The sequence below is a fragment of the Xenorhabdus griffiniae genome (genome assembly GCF_015163655.1).
Classification (GTDB): domain Bacteria; phylum Pseudomonadota; class Gammaproteobacteria; order Enterobacterales; family Enterobacteriaceae; genus Xenorhabdus; species Xenorhabdus griffiniae.
Genome location: NZ_JADEUF010000084.1, coordinates 1 through 17593, shown reverse-complemented (window position 1 = coordinate 17593; position 17593 = coordinate 1). Strand labels below are relative to the sequence as shown.

General features: G+C 42.7%; 15 protein-coding genes. 6 read left to right on the top strand and 9 right to left on the bottom strand.

Annotated elements, in window-relative coordinates:
- Positions 1-316 precede the first annotated feature (316 nt).
- The 3 genes from pvcA to IQ211_RS13355 are packed head-to-tail and all read left to right on the top strand — an operon-like array spanning position 317 to position 3528.
- Entirely contained in the window at positions 317-1315 is a 999-nt protein-coding gene (gene pvcA, locus IQ211_RS13365) for an L-tyrosine isonitrile synthase (RefSeq protein ID WP_189760087.1), read from the top strand.
- Positions 1316-1358: 43 nt separating this feature from the next.
- The gene (gene pvcB / locus IQ211_RS13360) at positions 1359-2231 is read left to right on the top strand and encodes a tyrosine isonitrile desaturase/decarboxylase (protein WP_189760088.1); all 873 of its coding nucleotides are present in this window, start codon (positions 1359-1361) and stop codon (positions 2229-2231) included.
- A 19-nt stretch (positions 2232-2250) separates the two neighbouring features.
- Entirely contained in the window at positions 2251-3528 is a 1278-nt protein-coding gene (locus tag IQ211_RS13355) for a rhabduscin glycosyltransferase (protein WP_189760089.1), read from the top strand.
- Positions 3529-3597: 69 nt separating this feature from the next.
- On the opposite strand, the gene IQ211_RS13350 is transcribed toward IQ211_RS13355, so the two are convergent.
- Both IQ211_RS13350 and IQ211_RS13345 read right to left on the bottom strand, forming a co-directional pair.
- Positions 3598-4179 carry a YceI family protein gene (locus IQ211_RS13350; protein ID WP_189760090.1) on the bottom strand — a complete coding sequence of 194 codons (582 nt, stop codon included), beginning with the start codon at positions 4177-4179 and terminating at the stop codon, positions 3598-3600.
- Between the two features lie 21 nt (positions 4180-4200).
- Entirely contained in the window at positions 4201-4755 is a 555-nt protein-coding gene (locus tag IQ211_RS13345) for a cytochrome b (protein ID WP_189760091.1), read from the bottom strand.
- A gap of 214 nt (positions 4756-4969) precedes the next feature.
- Between IQ211_RS13345 and IQ211_RS13340 the strand changes: the two genes are divergently transcribed.
- Positions 4970-5599 carry a glutathione S-transferase family protein gene (locus IQ211_RS13340; RefSeq protein ID WP_189760092.1) on the top strand — a complete coding sequence of 210 codons (630 nt, stop codon included), beginning with the start codon at positions 4970-4972 and terminating at the stop codon, positions 5597-5599.
- Between the two features lie 267 nt (positions 5600-5866).
- On the opposite strand, the gene IQ211_RS13335 is transcribed toward IQ211_RS13340, so the two are convergent.
- From IQ211_RS13335 to prpB, 4 genes are all read right to left on the bottom strand, one after another.
- On the bottom strand, positions 5867-7759 hold the full coding sequence (locus IQ211_RS13335; RefSeq protein WP_189760093.1) for a propionate--CoA ligase: 1893 nt from the start codon (positions 7757-7759) through the stop codon (positions 5867-5869).
- Between the two features lie 109 nt (positions 7760-7868).
- Complete coding sequence (locus tag IQ211_RS13330; protein ID WP_189760094.1) at positions 7869-9320, bottom strand: bifunctional 2-methylcitrate dehydratase/aconitate hydratase; 1452 nt, start codon at positions 9318-9320, stop codon at positions 7869-7871.
- A gap of 23 nt (positions 9321-9343) precedes the next feature.
- A complete protein-coding gene (gene prpC / locus IQ211_RS13325; protein ID WP_223281738.1) occupies positions 9344-10495 on the bottom strand; it encodes a bifunctional 2-methylcitrate synthase/citrate synthase in 1152 nt (383 codons plus the stop codon).
- A 13-nt stretch (positions 10496-10508) separates the two neighbouring features.
- Positions 10509-11414 (bottom strand): methylisocitrate lyase, encoded by a 906-nt coding sequence (gene prpB, locus IQ211_RS13320; protein WP_189760096.1) that lies wholly within the window; start codon positions 11412-11414, stop codon positions 10509-10511.
- 293 nt (positions 11415-11707) lie between these two features.
- Between prpB and prpR the strand changes: the two genes are divergently transcribed.
- Positions 11708-13369, top strand: coding sequence for a propionate catabolism operon regulatory protein PrpR (gene prpR / locus IQ211_RS13315; RefSeq protein WP_189760097.1), 1662 nt, complete (start codon positions 11708-11710; stop codon positions 13367-13369).
- A 59-nt stretch (positions 13370-13428) separates the two neighbouring features.
- Here prpR and IQ211_RS13310 read toward each other — a convergent pair whose 3' ends face one another.
- Both IQ211_RS13310 and IQ211_RS13305 read right to left on the bottom strand, forming a co-directional pair.
- A complete protein-coding gene (locus tag IQ211_RS13310; RefSeq protein WP_189760098.1) occupies positions 13429-14400 on the bottom strand; it encodes a threo-3-hydroxy-L-aspartate ammonia-lyase in 972 nt (323 codons plus the stop codon).
- A gap of 177 nt (positions 14401-14577) precedes the next feature.
- Positions 14578-15141, bottom strand: a complete 564-nt coding sequence (locus IQ211_RS13305) for a TetR/AcrR family transcriptional regulator (RefSeq protein WP_189760099.1) — start codon at positions 15139-15141, stop codon at positions 14578-14580.
- A gap of 98 nt (positions 15142-15239) precedes the next feature.
- Between IQ211_RS13305 and IQ211_RS13300 the strand changes: the two genes are divergently transcribed.
- Positions 15240-15707, top strand: a complete 468-nt coding sequence (locus IQ211_RS13300; protein ID WP_189760100.1) for a nuclear transport factor 2 family protein — start codon at positions 15240-15242, stop codon at positions 15705-15707.
- A 139-nt stretch (positions 15708-15846) separates the two neighbouring features.
- On the opposite strand, the gene IQ211_RS13295 is transcribed toward IQ211_RS13300, so the two are convergent.
- On the bottom strand, positions 15847-16539 hold the full coding sequence (locus IQ211_RS13295; RefSeq protein WP_189760101.1) for a gp53-like domain-containing protein: 693 nt from the start codon (positions 16537-16539) through the stop codon (positions 15847-15849).
- Between the last annotated feature and the right edge of the window lie 1054 nt (positions 16540-17593).

The window sequence follows — 17593 nt, the reverse complement described above, 5'->3', positions numbered from 1 at the left end:
GTTTTATTGTGTGTGTAATAAAATAAGATAAAATAAAAAACTCAGTATATTTATAGTTAGATTTGGTTGTATATTGTTACTTTTCTGCTGTAAGTTTTATTTCGCTATTTATATATTCAAAAGCACGTGAGTTAATGTTTTATGCTCAGCAATATCTATATATTGCTAACCGTATTAAATAGGTTTTCATAATACTGAGAGTATCAGATGTTGGGGTTCCTTACCCCGCGCGGCGCGCGGGGTAAGGAAGACTCCTGGCATTTTGAAACGCTATTTAATTGGCTGTGATGTAAATGTAATAAATTAGGAATGAATTATGGAACGTCTTGACATAGAAGAAGTGTCTAACAAAATTCTACATGAATTATTGCAGTATCGACGTCGTTTCCCTGAGTCTGAACATACACTTCAAGATGAAGAAAAAAAGGTTTCTGAGGTTCAATTACCACGTATCCGTGCATTTGTGGAGCAAGGGAAACCTATCGAATGTATTTTACCTGCATTTCCAACAAAATCCCCAAATCCTAGAAAAGTATTGGGTAAAATGCCGGATATGGCAGAAAAATTATCACTGATTTTTCTAAATTCCCTTTGTCAGCGTATTCAGCTTTATTATCCACCTGGGGCAAATATTGTTATTTGTTCTGATGGACATGTTTTTAGTGATCTTATTCTTGTCGATGATGACACAATTACCCATTATCAATTAGAAATTGAAAAATTGCTGCATGAACTGGGCGCGACTCATCTTTCAGTTTTTAATCTTGGTAACGTTGAATCACTAACGCAATATACTAATGATTACGATCAACTGCGTGAATTATTGGTCAATCGTTATGCCTCTTCAATCGAGGAGATCAAGGAAGAGCTCAAAAAAACCGAAGAAGGTGTTCAATTATATCGAGCGATTACCCGTTTTCTTTATGAAGATAGCTTATTGCCAGAATATACAGGTTCAAAAAATGCGTTGCAAAAAGATGCACGCCAGCGCTCGGCTGGGGTTATCCAACGTAGTTGGGCATGGGGTAATTTGCTGGCAGAGCAATTCCCTCTAGCGATCCGTCTTTCTATTCACCCGCAACCTGTGGACAGTGTCAAAATTGGTATTCATATGATGCCGACTCGGGATGATTGGTTGACGCCGTGGCACGGCGTGGCGGCCAATATTAACGGCCAGTTTGTGCTGATGAAAAGTGATGAAGTGAAAAAGATGAATGGAAAGCTGATCGAAATTCGGGGGGTTCCAAGCCATTATGTGATTGAAACACCATCTGAAGAAAATCCGCAAACAGAATTTCAAGCGGCGACAGCATAAGCAGAATAACCACGTGGTATACCGTATTTTAGAGAGAAAAATCATGAATACCTATGAACTTGATTGTCATATTGAGGCGATGAAACCTTTTGGCGTATTTATTACTCCCAATTACCCTGATCAGGATATTACCACTCTGTCCGTTGATGCTTTGCGTGAATTAGCTCGTACTCATCTGCTGGTTATATTACGTGGTTTTCAATCCGGTTTTACGGATAAAGAGAAATTGGCGGAATATTCTGGCCGTTGGGGGGAAATCATGATGTGGCCATTTGGTGCTGTATTGGATGTTATGGAGCACCCAGAACCGTCTGACCATGTTATGGACAGTGGTAATTTGCCGTTGCATTGGGATGGAATGTATAGAGAAACAATTCCTGAATTTCAGCTATTTCACTGTGTTTCTGCCCCCGAAGCGGCTCAAGGAGGACGCACCACGTTTGTCAACACTGAACAATTGATTATTGATGCCAGTGATGATGAGCGTAATAGATGGAAAAATACCACTATTACTTACCGTACAAGCCGAGTCACCCATTATGGCGGTGAAGTGACTTCACCATTGATTTGTCCTCACCCCGACGGCAAAAAATGGGTGATGCGTTACAATGAGCCAATGGGTAAAGAAGATGTGAAGTATGCTGATCATCACGCTTTGAAGATAGATGGCATGTCACAGGAAGAGCAACAAGCCCTCGCAGAAACACTGTATAACCGATTGTATGATCCGCGTTATTTCTACGCTCATCAATGGCAGTCTGGTGACATTGCGATTTGCGATAACTTCACTTTATTACATGGACGTGAAGCTTTTATTTCCCGTTCTCCTCGCCATATTCAGCGGGTGCATATCCACGGCGTGCCTGTGTGTACAAATCATAGCTTCCGCACTATTACTGTTTCCAGTGCTGATTGAGTAGAAGGAGACTCGATTAATGTCTCGTATTGTTTTAGCTGCTATTGCAACGCCTGGCCATGTTTTTCCAATATTCACTATTGCGGAACATTTAATAGGGCAGGGACATGATGTCACCATATTCAGTGGTTCCTTGTTTCAACAGCAAACGGAAGCGTTAGGGGCTACTTTTGTTCCTTTCGATGAGCAAGTGGATATTGATTACCGTTGTTTGGAAAAATATTTTCCTGAACGGGCAGAACTTCCGCCGGGAAATGCTCAGATGGCGCTGGCGTTAAAGCAATTCTTTGCCGCACCAATTCCTGTGTTGTCGAAACAATTGCTACAAGTTATCGACGAGGGACACCCTGATCTGCTGATTATCGATAATACTTTTTATGCCGCGCTGCCGTTATTGCAAAAACCGGCTGAAAAACGTATCCCTGTCATTGCTATTGGTGTCACGCCACTGGCGTGGTCAACAAAAGATGCCATATTTTGGGGGGCGCGGATACCGCCTGAATTATTGCCTGCTGATTTGACCCGCGAGCAATTGGTCGATGAGGAAACGCACCAATTAATTGAGCAGGTCAGGGCGGCATTTAATCAGTCGCTTGCGGCGGTGGATTGTCTTCCACTGACAGGGGATCATAATGATGTTTTGATGAGCGGAGTTGATCATTTCTTGCAATTGGCGACGCCATCATTTGAATTTTCTCGTAATGATTTACCTGAGACAGTGGAGTTTATCGGGGCGCTGCCGGTAAAGGTGGAAGATGATAAAACGCAAATCAGTTGGCCGGATGAAAGCCTGCCATTGATTCTGGTGACGCAGGGAACACTGGCTAATATTGATTTTAACCAATTGATATTACCTACATTGCGTGGGTTGGCAACGTTGCCGGTTCGGGTATTGGCGATTACAGGTGGTCGTTCTATCGATGTTCTGGGAGAAGATCTGCCAGAAAATGCCAGAGTGGTCGAGTATCTCAATTTTGAACACTGGCTCCCCAGAGCTGCCATTTTTATTACTAATGGTGGTTATGGTTCTCTGAATTCAGCCATTCGTCATGGCGTACCTTTGGTGGTCGCGGGAACAGGAGATGGTAAGTTAGAAGCTGTCGCTCGTGTTATCTGGTCACGTTGTGGTATCAGCTTGCATACTGATACCCCTACTGAGCAGCAGTTATATCAGGCAGTGACAAGGATATTATCTTCCCCGATATGGCGCCAGCAGTCACAGATCATTAAGGCAGATTATGATGCCCACAATGCTTTGGCTCAAATAACACGTCATGTTAATGAACTGATTGTCTAATAGATTGGTGTCTGTTTAAAACAGGAGAAATGGAACGCGGTACGTTTTTCTTACCGCGTTCTTTTATGATTAGGCTTTTTCTCGCACGCCTTCAACCGAAATGATCAGTTCGACTTCCTGAGATTTTGGCCCCAGATCTTCTTTAATATTAAAATCTTTTAATTTGAGTTTACCTGTCGCCTCAAAACCAGCACGGTATCCACCCCACGGATCGTTTCCTGCATTGAGCAATTTTGCGTCCAGTGTGACAGGTTTGGTCACACCATTTAATGTGAGATCTCCGGTAATAAAGTAATGTTCACCTTCTTTCTTAACATTCGTTGATGTGAATTTAGCTTCAGGATATTTATGACTGTTCAAAAAGTTAGGTCCACGTAAATGCTTATCTCGTTCGGCATGTTTGGTGTCGACACTATCGGTTTTGATAACCACATTGACTTTATCATTTGCTGGATTTTGCGGATCAAAAGTAAAGTTACCATCGAAATCTTTAAAACCCCCATAAAGCCAGCTAAATCCTAAATGCTGAATACGAAATTCAATAAAGGCATGTTGGCCTATTTTATCGAACTTATAATCAGCAGCGAGTGCGTTTCCTGCACTCATGAGCCATCCGCCTACGGTCAGGGCTACTAGCCTCTTTTTCAGCATAATAATTCTCCAAAAGTCATTTTAATTTGGTTTGTAACCAAATATTCTTTTTAGGGTGGTATCACGATCAATAAAGTGATGTTTCAGTGCCGCAAGCCCATGTAATAGGGAGAGTACGACAACAGTCCAGGCAAGATAAAGATGTATAACACCCGCCGTATCAGCCTGTATGCCTTGGCCTGTTAGGGTTGCAGGGATTTCAAACCAGCCAAAAATACTGATAGATTGCCCGTCGGCTGTAGAAATGAGATATCCACTAAATAGAATACCAAATAAGGCGATATAGAGAGTGAGTTGCATAAGTTGTGAACTGATGCGTATAAAAAGGCTATAGCTTGCCAAAGGTTTTGGTGGCGGCGAAATAAATCGCCATACTACCCGAATAATCATGACAATAAATAATAAACTACCTATACTTTTATGCAGTTCAGGAGCACGATGATACCAGTTATCGTAATAACTTAGTGTGACCATCCATAAACCAAGTGCAAACATTCCATAAACAGTGAGCGCTACTAGCCAATGAATTAAAATAGAAATATGGCCAAAGCTGGTGGAAGTGTTTTTGAATGACATATTATATCCTTATTTTTAATATAAAGATGTTTCTACAATATAGATGAGGGTTTTTAAAGTACATAGTGAATTCATTTTTTTATTTTGTGGATTATTTGTTTTTTGTTTGGTGCTATTCTAATGGCGTGATATTTTATAATGGAATTACTGTTTCGGTGGGGGAATATAATGTTTTTTATAATCACGTAATTTTATTATAGTAGAGGGAAATACGATGTATACATTGTGGATAGCCAATAAAAATTATTCTTCTTGGTCACTGCGTCCGTGGATTTTGCTCAGGGCGTTGGATATTCCTTTTAATGAGAGGCTGAGCTATTTTGAAGATGGTAAAAGCAGTCGTGAGAAATTTCAGGCATTTTCACCTACTGGTTTGGTTCCTTGTCTGATTGATGGAGAGATTACGGTTTGGGATTCTCTGGCAATTATCGAATATATTGCTGAAGAACATATACAAGTTTGGCCATCAGATAAAATAGCCAGGGCATGGGCGAGAAGTGCTGCGGCAGAAATGCATTCTGGCTTTACAACATTACGTCAGCTTTGCACGATGAATTGTTCTATTCGTAATGAGCTTAATGAAATAACACCCGAATTACAGTGCGATATTGAACGAATAGATGCACTTTGGACAGAAGGGTTAACTCAATTTGGGGGTGAATGGCTGGCGGGAGATAAATTCACTGCTGTCGATGCCTTCTATGCTCCAATTGCTTTCCGTGCCCAAACTTACGGATTGAAACTTTCTGCAATCAGCCAGAAGTGGGTTAATCATATGCTAAAACATCCAGCAATGATGGAATGGGCAGAGTCTGCGCTAAAAGAACCTAAGATAGCCCATTAATTCACGTCTTATAAATAGAAATTATGATTCGGGGTGCTTTGTGTACCCTGATTTAATATTTCACTTCAAAAATTAATGAACGAAAAAGTTAATCTATTTATCTAGATAAAAAAGCTCCGTGTAGGAACGGAGCGAGAAATGGGTAAAAGTAGCTGAGAGAAATGTAGTACGGAATCATAATAACTCAGAGGTATTAAATGAAGATTAAACAAAAAAGAGATGAGTATATGTTCCTGAGTACGAATACTTGGTATGGCTGATACTTGCTTAATGGGAAATCGCATCCCGAATGGCTTCCAATGAAGCGGGATTCTCAATCAGGGCAATATCGCTTGGCTCACGCCCTTCACAAATAGCCTGCATGGTGCGGCGCAACATTTTTCCTGAACGGGTTTTCGGTAATTGCGCCACAAAATAGACGCGTGCCGGACGTCCAACGCTGCCGATTTTCTTATCCGCCAACGCCATCAATGCCTTCTCCAAGGTGGCAAAATGGTCAGCACTCTGGATTTCTCGTCCTTCTTTGAGGACAGCAAACGCCACGGCGGCTTGCCCCTTCACTTCATCCTTGATACCAATGACGGCAACTTCGGCGACATCTTCGTGGCTGGCAATGCACTCTTCAATCTCCCGCGTTCCCAAACGATGGCCGGAAACGTTAATCACATCATCCGAACGCCCCAGAATAAAATAATAACCTTCGCTGTCACGTATTCCCCAATCAAATGTCGAATAGACTTGCTGGTCAAAGTGACTCCAGTAAGTATTAATGAAACGGCGATCATCACCATAGATGGTCTGGATGCAACCTGGCGGCAAAGGGCCTTTGATAACCAGCATTCCTTTTTCATTATCACCACATTCCTGACCAGTCAGTTCGTTGAGTAGTTTGACGTTAAAACCGTACATGGGAAAACCGGTGCTACCAAAACGGCTTGGCCTGTCATCCAGACTGCGGGCAATCGCCATAATGGGCCAGCCCGTTTCAGTTTGCCAGTAGTTATCAATAACAGGCACATTAATGGTTTCGGCAATCCAACGGGCGGTATGTTCATCAAGCGGTTCTCCCGCTAAATAGAGTGTTTCAAGCGATGAGATATCATATTTGGCGATACAATCCGTCGGGTATTTTTTCAAAACGCGGATTGCCGTAGGGGCAGAAAACATTCTGGTGACACGATATTTTTCGACAATTTGCCACCAAATACCCGCATCCGGTCGTATCGGGAGACCTTCATACATGATCGTTGCCATGCCGGCGATTAAGGGGGCATAGACAATATAAGAGTGCCCGACAACCCAGCCAATATCCGATGTGCAGAAAAAAACGCCGCCTGCCTTACCACCAAAAATAACGTCCATTGATGTCGCCAGCGCCACGGCATAACCGCCGACATCGCGTTGAACCCCTTTCGGGGTTCCAGTTGTGCCTGATGTATAGAGTACACAAGACGTTTCATTGGATTCGAGCCATGTGACAGGCACTTCTGCATCAAGATGCTTCTGCCGTAATGTGGCAAAATCGACATCCCTGCCGTTCACCCAATGAATATTGGACAGTCCGCGATCTACCATCAAAACATGGCGTGGCGTGTGCCTGGCTAACTCAATGGCCTCATCAAGCAGAGGCTTATAAGGAATGATTTTTCCCCCACGTGAACCCGCATCCGCTGAGACGACTAAAACGGGTTCAGCATTATCTAATCGGGTAGCGAGACTGTGAGAAGCAAAACCCCCAAATACGACTGAATGGATTGCCCCAATACGGGCACAGGCCAGTAAAATAAACAGGGCTTCAGCCACCATTGGCATGTAAACAACGACACGATCACCTTTTTTCACGCCGAGCGACAACATGATAGCAGCGGCACGATTCACTTCCCGATGTAATTCTTTATAGGTGAAAACTCGCTCGCTATTGGTTTTAGTTTCCGTTGAAATGGCAATCAGTGCCCTGGCATCGGGTTGGCTTTCCAGCCAGCGGTCTAGCGCATTGTAGCAGAGATTGGTTTTTCCCCCACAAAACCAACGGGCAAAAGGGGGATGGCTATGATCCAGGGGCTGTTCAAAAGGCTGTTGCCAGTGTATGCGTTTGGCCTGTTCTGCCCAAAAAGTATCGGGATCATCAATTGAATGCTGATAGAAATCTTGGAATGACATAATCTCTCCTACATTCATCTCTTAAGGGTATATACGCATCAAACTTCAAGTTGCAATTTACAACACGATATGAAATCACACGCATTTTGAAGTTAGATTGGTATACAAATTATATGACATACAAATCAAGGTATTCGTTTACCGGGATGTCTCTCAATGACATCAGATCAAGAGATACCGCTAAAATTTTTTGTTGCTGCTCTTGCGGGAAGCGACGCGCCAGATTGGTTTTGAATTTCTCCTCTAATAGCGGAATGCCATCTTTACGGCGACGGGCGTGTCCAATCGGGAATTCGATTTTAACTTCGTCCAATTGAGTGCCATCGGTGAATGTCAACGTCAGTGCATTGGCAATGGAGCGTTTTTCGGGATCATGATAGTCACGGGTGAAATCAAGGTCTTCAACGCAGACTATCTTTTCCCGCAAAGTGTCAATGCGTGGATCGGCAGCGATATCATCTTCATAATCCGCAGCCGTCAGACGCCCAAAAATCAGCGGGACGGCAACCATATATTGAATACAGTGATCCCTGTCGGCGGGATTGTTCAATGGTCCCTGTTTATCAATAATTCTGATACAGGCTTCGTGGGTACGGATAGTAATTTGTGCAATATCTTCAATGCGTTTGCTGTGCTCTTTCAGTTGCTGATGCAAGAGCATTGCTGCTTCTACGGCAGTTTGTGAATGGAATTCTGCTGGAAAAGAAATTTTAAACAGCACATTTTCCATGACATAAGAACCATAAGGGCGCTGGAATGTGAATGGCTGACCATTGAACAGAACGTCATAAAATCCCCAGGTTTTGGCAGATAATACAGAGGGATAGCCCATTTCACCTGTTTGGGCTATCAGAGCCAGACGCACGGCACGGGAAGTTGCATCTCCCGCAGCCCAGGATTTGCGCGAGCCGGTATTGGGGGCATGGCGATAAGTTCTCAAAGATTGTCCGTCAACCCAGGCCAATGAAACCGCACTTAATATTTCCTCACGTTGCAGCCCTAACAGTTGAGCGACAACCGCTGTGGAAGCCACTTTGACTAAAACAACATGATCCAACCCGACTTTATTGAAAGCATTTTCTAATGCCAGGCAGCCTTGAATTTCATGCGCCTTAATCATCGCTGTCAGAACATCCCACATGGTGAGTGGTTTTTCTCCGCGGGCAATCGCATTTCTGGACAACCAGTCGGCGGTGGCAAGTATTCCGCCAAGATTATCAGAAGGATGTCCCCATTCGGCTGCCAGCCAGGTGTCATTGAAATCGAGCCAGCGGATCATTGCACCAATGTTAAAGGCGGCCTGAACAGGATCGAGCTGGAATTGGGTTCCTGGTACGCGCACACCGTTAAGTACCGTTGTTCCCGGCACAATTGGCCCTAATAGTTTTGTGCAGGCGGGATATTCCAGCGCTTCTAATCCACAACCCAAGGTATCTATCAGGCAGTGGTGGGCTGTGGCGTAAGCAATTGGGGATGTTATGGTGTAGTCCATGACATAATCCACAATATCTACAATCACCTGATCGTAATCAGGTCGGTTGTTAACAACAGAGGTAGACATAATTTAATCCTTAAATCGAATTATTAACGTTGTGCAAGCGGTATAAATGCCAAATTTTCAGGGCCAATATAGTGAGCTGATGGACGGATGATTTTGTTATCAATACGTTGCTCAATAATGTGAGCGGCCCAACCAGAAGTGCGGGCCATCACAAATAGTGGGGTAAACATGGCAGTAGGAACCCCCATCATGTGATAGGAAACCGCAGAGAACCAATCAAGATTCGGGAACATTTTTTTGTTATCCCACATCACGGATTCAATCCGATCAGCAATGTCATACATCTGGGGTGTCCCTGCTTCCTGGGAAAGTTGCAGGGCAATTTCTTTAATGACTATATGGCGGGGATCAGAGACGGTATAAACCGGATGGCCGAAACCGATGATAACTTCTTTTCTCGCCAGACGGGCCAGAATATCGGTTTCGGCTTGCGCGGGAGTGTCATAGCGTTGCTGAATTTCGAATGAAACTTCATTGGCCCCACCATGCTTCGATCCACGCAGGGCACCAATTCCCCCGATAATGGCAGAGTAAATATCTGATCCCGTGCCCGCAATAACTCGGCTGGTAAAGGTAGACGCATTAAATTCATGTTCAGCGTACAAGATCAGGGAGGTGTGCATCGCTTTTTCCCATGATCCCCGTGGCTTTTGACCATGCAGGAGATGGAGAAAGTGTCCGCCAATGGAATCATCATCGGTTTCAACTTCGATGCGACGGCCATTATGACTGTAGTGATACCAATACAGCAGTATTGAACCGAGAGAGGTAAGTAAGCGATCAGCAATATCGCGGGCACCAGCCAGGTTGTGATCTTCTTTTTCTGGCAAAGTACAACCCAGTACAGAAACGCCGGTACGCATGACATCCATAGGATGGGCCACCGCAGGCAGTGCCTCCAATGCGGCTTTGACATTGCTTGGCAGGCCACGTAAGGATTTCAATTTGTTTTTGTAGGATGTCAATTCTGCGTGGGAGGGAAGTTTGCCGTGGATGAGAAGATAAGCGACCTCTTCAAATTCACAATGGGTGGCCAAATCGAGAATATCATAACCACGGTAATGTAAATCATTGCCATTTTTACCAACGGTACAGAGTGCAGTATTGCCTGCTGTAACACCGGACAGTGCAACTGATTTTTTTGGCTTAAATGATGTAGATTCAGAGAGTTCCATTGCCGTATTCTGCTTACTCATGAGTATCACCTCTGCTATTTTTCTGGGAAAACAGGGCATCCAGTTTTCGTTCAAAATCGTAGTAGTTGATGCTTTCATAAAGTTCATTGCGGGTTTGCATCAGATTGATGACGTTTTTCTGTGTGCCATCTCGACGCAAAGTGGTATAGACCTGTTCCGCCGCTTTATTCATCGCCCGAAATGCTGATAGCGGGTAAAGGGCGATGGCGACGTTGACGCGCCTTAATTCTTCGATTGTAAAGAGTGGTGTCGCACCGAATTCGGTAATGTTCGCTAAAACAGGAACCTGTGTCTTGGACGCGAATTCCTGATACATATGCAGCTCGGTGATGGCTTCAGGGAACAGCATATCGGCGCCTGCTTCGATATAAGCTGTGGCTCTGTCCAGTGCGGCATCTAACCCTTCTACTGCCAGTGCATCTGTGCGGGCCATAATGACAAAATTTTCATCGGTGCGGGCATCAACGGCAGCCTTGATACGGTCTACCATCTCCTGTTTGGAAACAATTTCTTTATTTGGACGATGACCACAACGTTTAGCACCGACCTGATCTTCAATATGAACACCCGCGGCTCCTGCTTTAATAATAGAACGAATTGTGCGGGCGACATTAAACGCAGAGGAACCGAATCCAATATCGGCATCGACAAGCAGCGGTAAGTCACAGACATCAGTAATACGGCGGACATCAATCAACACGTCGTCCAGCGTAGAGATCCCCAAATCTGGTAGTCCCAGCGAACCCGCAGAAACACCACCACCTGAAAGGTAAATCGCCTTGTAGCCTGCCTGTTTTGCCAGTAATGCATGGTTTGCATTGATGGTTCCGACGACTTGTAACGGAGATTCGTCCTCTATTGCCTGACGAAAAGCTAAACCAGCGGAAGAAAGTGCCATACATAACCCCATTGTTACCAAAATGAAACCAATTTGTATTTTTTGTTACTATGGAAAGGTTTTTAGCAAGGTCTATGCCAATATTAAAAAAATGGGCAGATGGGCCAATAGGGATGTGGCAACTATATTGTTTTTATTATCTAAATTAATTGGGTGGATAGATTTTGGTTGATAAGTAGCTACTGTTTAGCCATTGGCTATAATGTATATTTGTTTCATTTTGAATCAATTATGTTTCATTTTTGTTTCATGTTTTGGCGGTGAAACAGAACACAAGAAACAAGGGAGGAGATATGGCATCAGCACACGCAGAGGAACGTGATAACAATAAACCCGTTATCTGGACCGTCTCTGTTTCCAGACTTTTTGATCTTTTTCGTGATATTACACCGGAGTTTGACCACCAAGCGATTATCACGCCGATTCAGTTGGGTTTTGAACGTGCGGTTCAACATATTCGCAAACGACTGGAAACTGAACATTGTGATGCGGTGATTTGCGCAGGATCTAATGGGGCCTATTTAAAAAGCCGTTTATCTGTGCCAATGATTATTGCTAAAGCCAGCGGATTTGATTTTATGCAGGCATTGGCTCGTGCCCGACAAATCAGTTCCCGAATTGGTGTAATTACCTATCAAAATACGTTGCCTGCATTAGAAGAATTTCAGCAGCATTTCAATTTGCGCATTGAACAACGCAGTTATGTCACAGAGGAAGATGCTAGGGCGCAGGTCAATACGTTGAAGGCGATGGGCATAAAAGTGATTGTCGGGGCAGGATTGATTACCGATCTTGCTTATGAAGCTGAGTTAGTGGGAGTTTTTGTCTATTCAGCGGATTCGATTCGGCAGGCATTTAGGGATGCGTTGGAGATGGCCCGAATGAGCAAACTTAATCAGGCAGTGATTTCTCCTTATCCTACAGAAGATAAACTACGCACACGGCACACAATCAACGATATCAGGGGGCATTCTGTTGCGGTAGAACATGTGCGCAATACAATTATGCTGTACTCCCGCTCGACGGCAACAGTTTTAATTCAGGGAGAAAGCGGTACAGGAAAAGAGCTGGTGGCGCAGGCTATTCATCATGAATATACCTTGCGGTATGGACAGCTAGCGGGCAAGTATCCGCGGCCATTTGTTGCCGTTAACTGTGGCGCGATTACGGAGTCTTTGCTGGAGGCTGAACTGTTTGGTTATGAGGAAGGCGCTTTTACCGGTTCACGACGTGGCGGGCGTGCGGGGTTATTTGAAATTGCACATAGAGGGACGTTATTTCTGGATGAAATCGGTGAAATGCCATTGCCTTTGCAAACGCGGTTATTAAGGGTATTAGAAGAAAAATCGGTTGTCAGGGTTGGTGGATATCGTCCGATTGCCGTCGATGTGCGGATCATCTGTGCGACGCATTGTGATTTAGATACTTGGGTTAGGGAAGGGCGTTTTCGGGCAGATTTGTTCTACCGTTTGAGTGTATTGCGGATCAACATACCTGCATTAAGGGAGAGGGGGGATGATATTGGTTTGTTGGCGCTAGAATACTTACAACGGGCTTTTGCGGTACTTAATTTACCCGTTACTGCAACGAGGATACAGGCGCTTGCTGGGTGTTATGACGTATTACATGATTATCATTGGCCAGGAAATGTGCGTGAACTACGTAACTTAATGGAACGGATAGCGCTTTATTTAAGTGCTCATCCAGAACAGGCGTTAACCCCTGCATTGATATTATCGCTTTCACCTGAACGCCAGACTGGCTCTGAAGTTACGCAAGCAGCCCAGATTGAGACAGTTTCTCTTATCGAAAATACGCCTTCAGTACACGATATTTCAGTCCATGAGATTGTGGCGCGGTTTTCAGGTAATCGGCGTGCGGCAGCAGAATATCTGGGCATTAGCCGCACGACGTTATGGCGGAAGTTAAAGAAAGAACAGGAAAAAGTTAAGTAGCAACCTTCTGCCCATTTTTATCATGCTAACGGGGCTTTTCATGATTAAATAATGAATACTCATGAGATCTTGTTTGCTAACAAATGTGCATATTGTTTTATATCAATATTTCCGCCACTCAAAATAATTCCGATACGTTGCCCTTGCAATTGTTCCCGCATTGCGTTTGCCGCCGCAAACCCCAAACAGCCGGTAGGCTCGACGATGGTTTTCATTCGCTCGGCCAAAAAGTACATGGCATCAATTAATTGATCATCCGACGCAGTAAGAATGTCTTTGACAAGATGGCGAATGATAGCAAAAGTGTGTTGTCCCAAGTGTTGTGTTTGGGCACCATCTGCAATGGTTTTTGGGGTATCTATATGGACTATTTCACCTTTTTTAAAAGATTGCTGACCATCATTACCGGTTGCTGGTTCGACACCAAAAACCTGACATGTAGGGGATAAGTGAGCAGCGGCAAGCGCAGAGCCAGACAATAAACCCCCACCGCCAAGAGGTATAAACAGAGCATCCAACTCACCGACTTCTTCAAATAGCTCCTTAGCTGCGGTGCCTTGACCTGCAATGATATGTGGATGATCGAAAGGTGGGATGAGTGTCATGCCGTGTTTTTCTGCCAGTTGCCGGCCGATTTCTTCGCGATCTTCAGTATATCGGTCATAAAAAACGATGTTACCACCATAACCTTTTGTTGCCGTTATCTTAGCTTGGGGAGCATCGTGTGGCATGACAATGGTGGCAGAAATATTCAGTAACTTAGCTGCCAGCGCAATTGCCTGTGCATGATTGCCTGATGAAAAAGCAATAACGCCTGCGTTTTTCTGTTCATCACTAAACTGGGATAGGGCATTCATGGCTCCGCGGAATTTGAATGCCCCCATTTTTTGATAGTTTTCACACTTGAAATAGACTTGAGCGTCAAAGAGTTCATTGACAGTTGTTGATGTGAATACAGGAGTTTTATTGATATAGGGTTTAATACGAGAATGTGCTGCATGAATATGATTATAATCGGGAACAAACTTCATTACTTTGTCTCCTTTGCCCGGTAATGTATCCCATTAATGTTATTGAATACAAATGAATATAAATGTTTATTCGATATAAAAAGTGTCAATGCGATTGCTTTATTGGTAGTGAATTTTTCGAATAAAATAATGATGGCTTCCTTCGATCACTACACTACCAACATAGTTATTCCGTAATTATTCAGACATAGCAATATCTGATAAGCACTCCTGCAACAGTGATAAAACTTCATCACTGTACTCAGTGCGTTGCATCATAACGATGGCACCTTCGACAAGTAAAGCAAATTTCTGCGCCAGACGTTTTCCGTTAAACTCAGGGGGTAGAGAAGACGCAATTACCTGTTCCATTTGCTTTTTATGCTCCTGAATAAGAGGAATAACTTGTGGTTGCTCCTTTCCTATTTCGATGACTGTGTTGATGAATGCACAGCCTCTGAATTCATCAGAGTTGAACCACTCAGCTAATGTTTCTGTCAGAGCTTTAGTCGGTGAACTATAACGGTTTATGTTGGCTTGGAGAGATCCTTTAAACCACTGAATCCACTGTTCATGGCGATAATCAAGAAAGGCCAGTATCAGGTCATTTTTGGATGGAAAATGGCGATAGAACGTCACTTTCGTTACTTCAGATTCCTTGATGATGCGGTCAATGCCTGTAGCTCGTATACCATCACGATAAAACAACATATGGGCTGTTTTTAGTATACGGTCACGCGCTTTGGATACTTTTTCACTCATAATCCTTTTTCTCCTCATGCAATTATTTATGTAGACAACTCCGTCTACTTAATCTATCGTATGTGGACAGATCTGTCTACATACGATAGGGGAATATTATGGAAATCAAGCAACCTGTACCTCCGTTTACAGTTGAAACTGCAAAGCTGAAAGTCCGTCTGGCAGAAGACGCTTGGAACACCCGGAACCCAGAGAAGGTTTCGCAGGTGTATACAAAAGATACCTTCTGGCGTAACCGAACTGAGTTCGTGGAGGGGCGTGAAGCCGTTGTCGATTTTTTAACACACAAATGGAATCGAGAGATTGATTACCGTCTTATCAAAGAATTATGGGCATTTGATGCAAATCGTATTGCTGTACGTTTTGCCTATGAGTGGCATGATGATTCAGGTAATTGGTTCCGTAGTTTCGGTAATGAAAACTGGGAATTTAATGAGCAAGGTTTAATGACACGTCGTTTCGCATGTATCAATGATATGCCAATTAAGGAAACGGAAAGGCTTTTTTACTGGCCATTGGGACGTCGCCCTAATGAACATAAGGGATTAAGTGAATATGGTTTATAAAATAATAAAATTTTGTGCAAGGTAAGAAATTATCAAAATGACGTTTCCCAATAGGCATTGAGCAAGACATACAGGGGCGGATTGACTGCCCCTGATCTCCAGAGTGGGATGTTTCAGATTGCGTTGTGACTAATACAAATTAATATCCGATAGCGATATATTGTACTTGTGAACTTGACCAGTTGCCACGTGAGTCGTGAATAACAATTAAGAATTCTTCTTTTGATCTAATTTCAACCGATATGCCTTGCCCCCATTGCTCTCCTTTGACATAATTACCCGTTACAACAAAGCACTTATTATTAAATGGAATTGGAAATTTTCGTAAGTCCGTATTGCTTATTCCACCATTCACAATTCCCCATTGAATTATTAGGCCACCAGGGAGCTTCTGATAACCCGATTCACTAAGCTTTGATTCAAAACTGTTCATATCTGGTATCTGGTTTGGCCCATTTCCTACAGTCCTATAAACCAATTCGGATAAGCCAAGATTCTTTACAAATGCTGCCTTATCAAGAATATCTGCACCGTTTTGATCCTTAGACAAGCGAGTATTGGCATTCTCATTTGCATTACTGGCATTTTGATTAGCGGTATTCGCTAAATCGTATGCTATTTTTACTGCTTTTGGTGTTGCAGCATTAGTTTCGCTATCACTACTCACGTCATTGCTTAGGGTAACAAATCCTTTGTCTTGCAGTGTTGCATAAGGATGATTCCGGCTTTGAGCGTGATTTTGAATTAAGTCTTTTACATACTTCTGAGTTGGTACTATAAAAAATTCATCTTCTAAGGTTGGTGTATTAGGTTGGTTATATTTAGTGTTCATATTTACTCCCTTGTTTAATTAATAAGTTCGTTGCTAAGTAACATGAATGTAGAGGGTTATTTCTTCACCTGTGAACATCAATAAAATAAATTAATAAATATTGGAGGATAAGTCTTGACTCAGATCAGTTAGAAAATTGCATATGTTTCGATGGGAGGATGGCATAAAAAATCAGTTAATAATTAATAAAGTTTATTTTTATTCTGATAAGAATGTATAAATAAGGTGCTTTTATTGCCTGTTTGTAAAAATTCTCTCGTATATACGCACTAAACTTCAAATTGCAATTTACAACACTAAATCATACGCATCTTAAAGTTAGATTGGTATACAATCAAAATATTCAAATATTATTACGAATTAACATATTTTCAGATCTGAAAAATTGCCAGATGGAAAATACACAAAGAGTTGGCGGCTCGGAACCAGATAGCATAGGTATATTTTTGGATGGAGAAAAAGACCGCTAACTATTCGATTCTCGCTATATGCAAGAATCAATTAAAATCAAATAGTTATATAAATGTAGGATACCACACCTTAATTCATGGAGAAATACGCAAGAGAGAAGTGAAAACAGTAGGTTAAATTGTTCACACATAAAATAACCATAGAGATATGTCTACAGCTGGAAATAAAAAATACCACCATGAGATGTGGTGGCATGGAGGTGTTGGTGGTACACTGTTCAAGTAATCTTAACTACCGTTGTATAAAATATTGATATAATAAGATGCGGTGACTAATGAACTTCAATACTAAAGTAAGAATATTTACTCTGATATATTTGGTAATCGCATGTGCTCTTGCTCTACCAGTAATTGTATTTATCAGTGATATGATCATAAATGGCGTTGCAATTGATTTAATAAAAAAAGAGTACACATTTTGCGAATTCATTCTATTTAGAGGGCAGGGCGGGATTCCACTTTGTATTTAATTTAATCAAAGATAAGCTGACTACGGAATTCTGCTGACCACGTTGCTCTTCGACGTTTAGCCACTTGACTATCTTTTATACTGGTATTTTGTTTAATCACATTGAGTGCTATAC

Coding starts and splice junctions, on each gene's coding strand:
- IQ211_RS13335 (WP_189760093.1), bottom strand. CDS start 7,759: ATGTCATTCCAAGATTTCTATCAGCATTCAATTGATGATCCCGATACT.
- pvcB (WP_189760088.1), top strand. CDS start 1,359: ATGAATACCTATGAACTTGATTGTCATATTGAGGCGATGAAACCTTTT.
- IQ211_RS13355 (WP_189760089.1), top strand. CDS start 2,251: ATGTCTCGTATTGTTTTAGCTGCTATTGCAACGCCTGGCCATGTTTTT.
- IQ211_RS13340 (WP_189760092.1), top strand. CDS start 4,970: ATGTATACATTGTGGATAGCCAATAAAAATTATTCTTCTTGGTCACTG.
- IQ211_RS13345 (WP_189760091.1), bottom strand. CDS start 4,755: ATGTCATTCAAAAACACTTCCACCAGCTTTGGCCATATTTCTATTTTA.
- IQ211_RS13310 (WP_189760098.1), bottom strand. CDS start 14,400: ATGAAGTTTGTTCCCGATTATAATCATATTCATGCAGCACATTCTCGT.
- IQ211_RS13350 (WP_189760090.1), bottom strand. CDS start 4,179: ATGCTGAAAAAGAGGCTAGTAGCCCTGACCGTAGGCGGATGGCTCATG.
- pvcA (WP_189760087.1), top strand. CDS start 317: ATGGAACGTCTTGACATAGAAGAAGTGTCTAACAAAATTCTACATGAA.
- prpC (WP_223281738.1), bottom strand. CDS start 10,495: ATGGAACTCTCTGAATCTACATCATTTAAGCCAAAAAAATCAGTTGCA.
- prpB (WP_189760096.1), bottom strand. CDS start 11,414: ATGGCACTTTCTTCCGCTGGTTTAGCTTTTCGTCAGGCAATAGAGGAC.
- IQ211_RS13305 (WP_189760099.1), bottom strand. CDS start 15,141: ATGAGTGAAAAAGTATCCAAAGCGCGTGACCGTATACTAAAAACAGCC.
- IQ211_RS13295 (WP_189760101.1), bottom strand. CDS start 16,539: ATGAACACTAAATATAACCAACCTAATACACCAACCTTAGAAGATGAA.
- IQ211_RS13330 (WP_189760094.1), bottom strand. CDS start 9,320: ATGTCTACCTCTGTTGTTAACAACCGACCTGATTACGATCAGGTGATT.
- IQ211_RS13300 (WP_189760100.1), top strand. CDS start 15,240: ATGGAAATCAAGCAACCTGTACCTCCGTTTACAGTTGAAACTGCAAAG.
- prpR (WP_189760097.1), top strand. CDS start 11,708: ATGGCATCAGCACACGCAGAGGAACGTGATAACAATAAACCCGTTATC.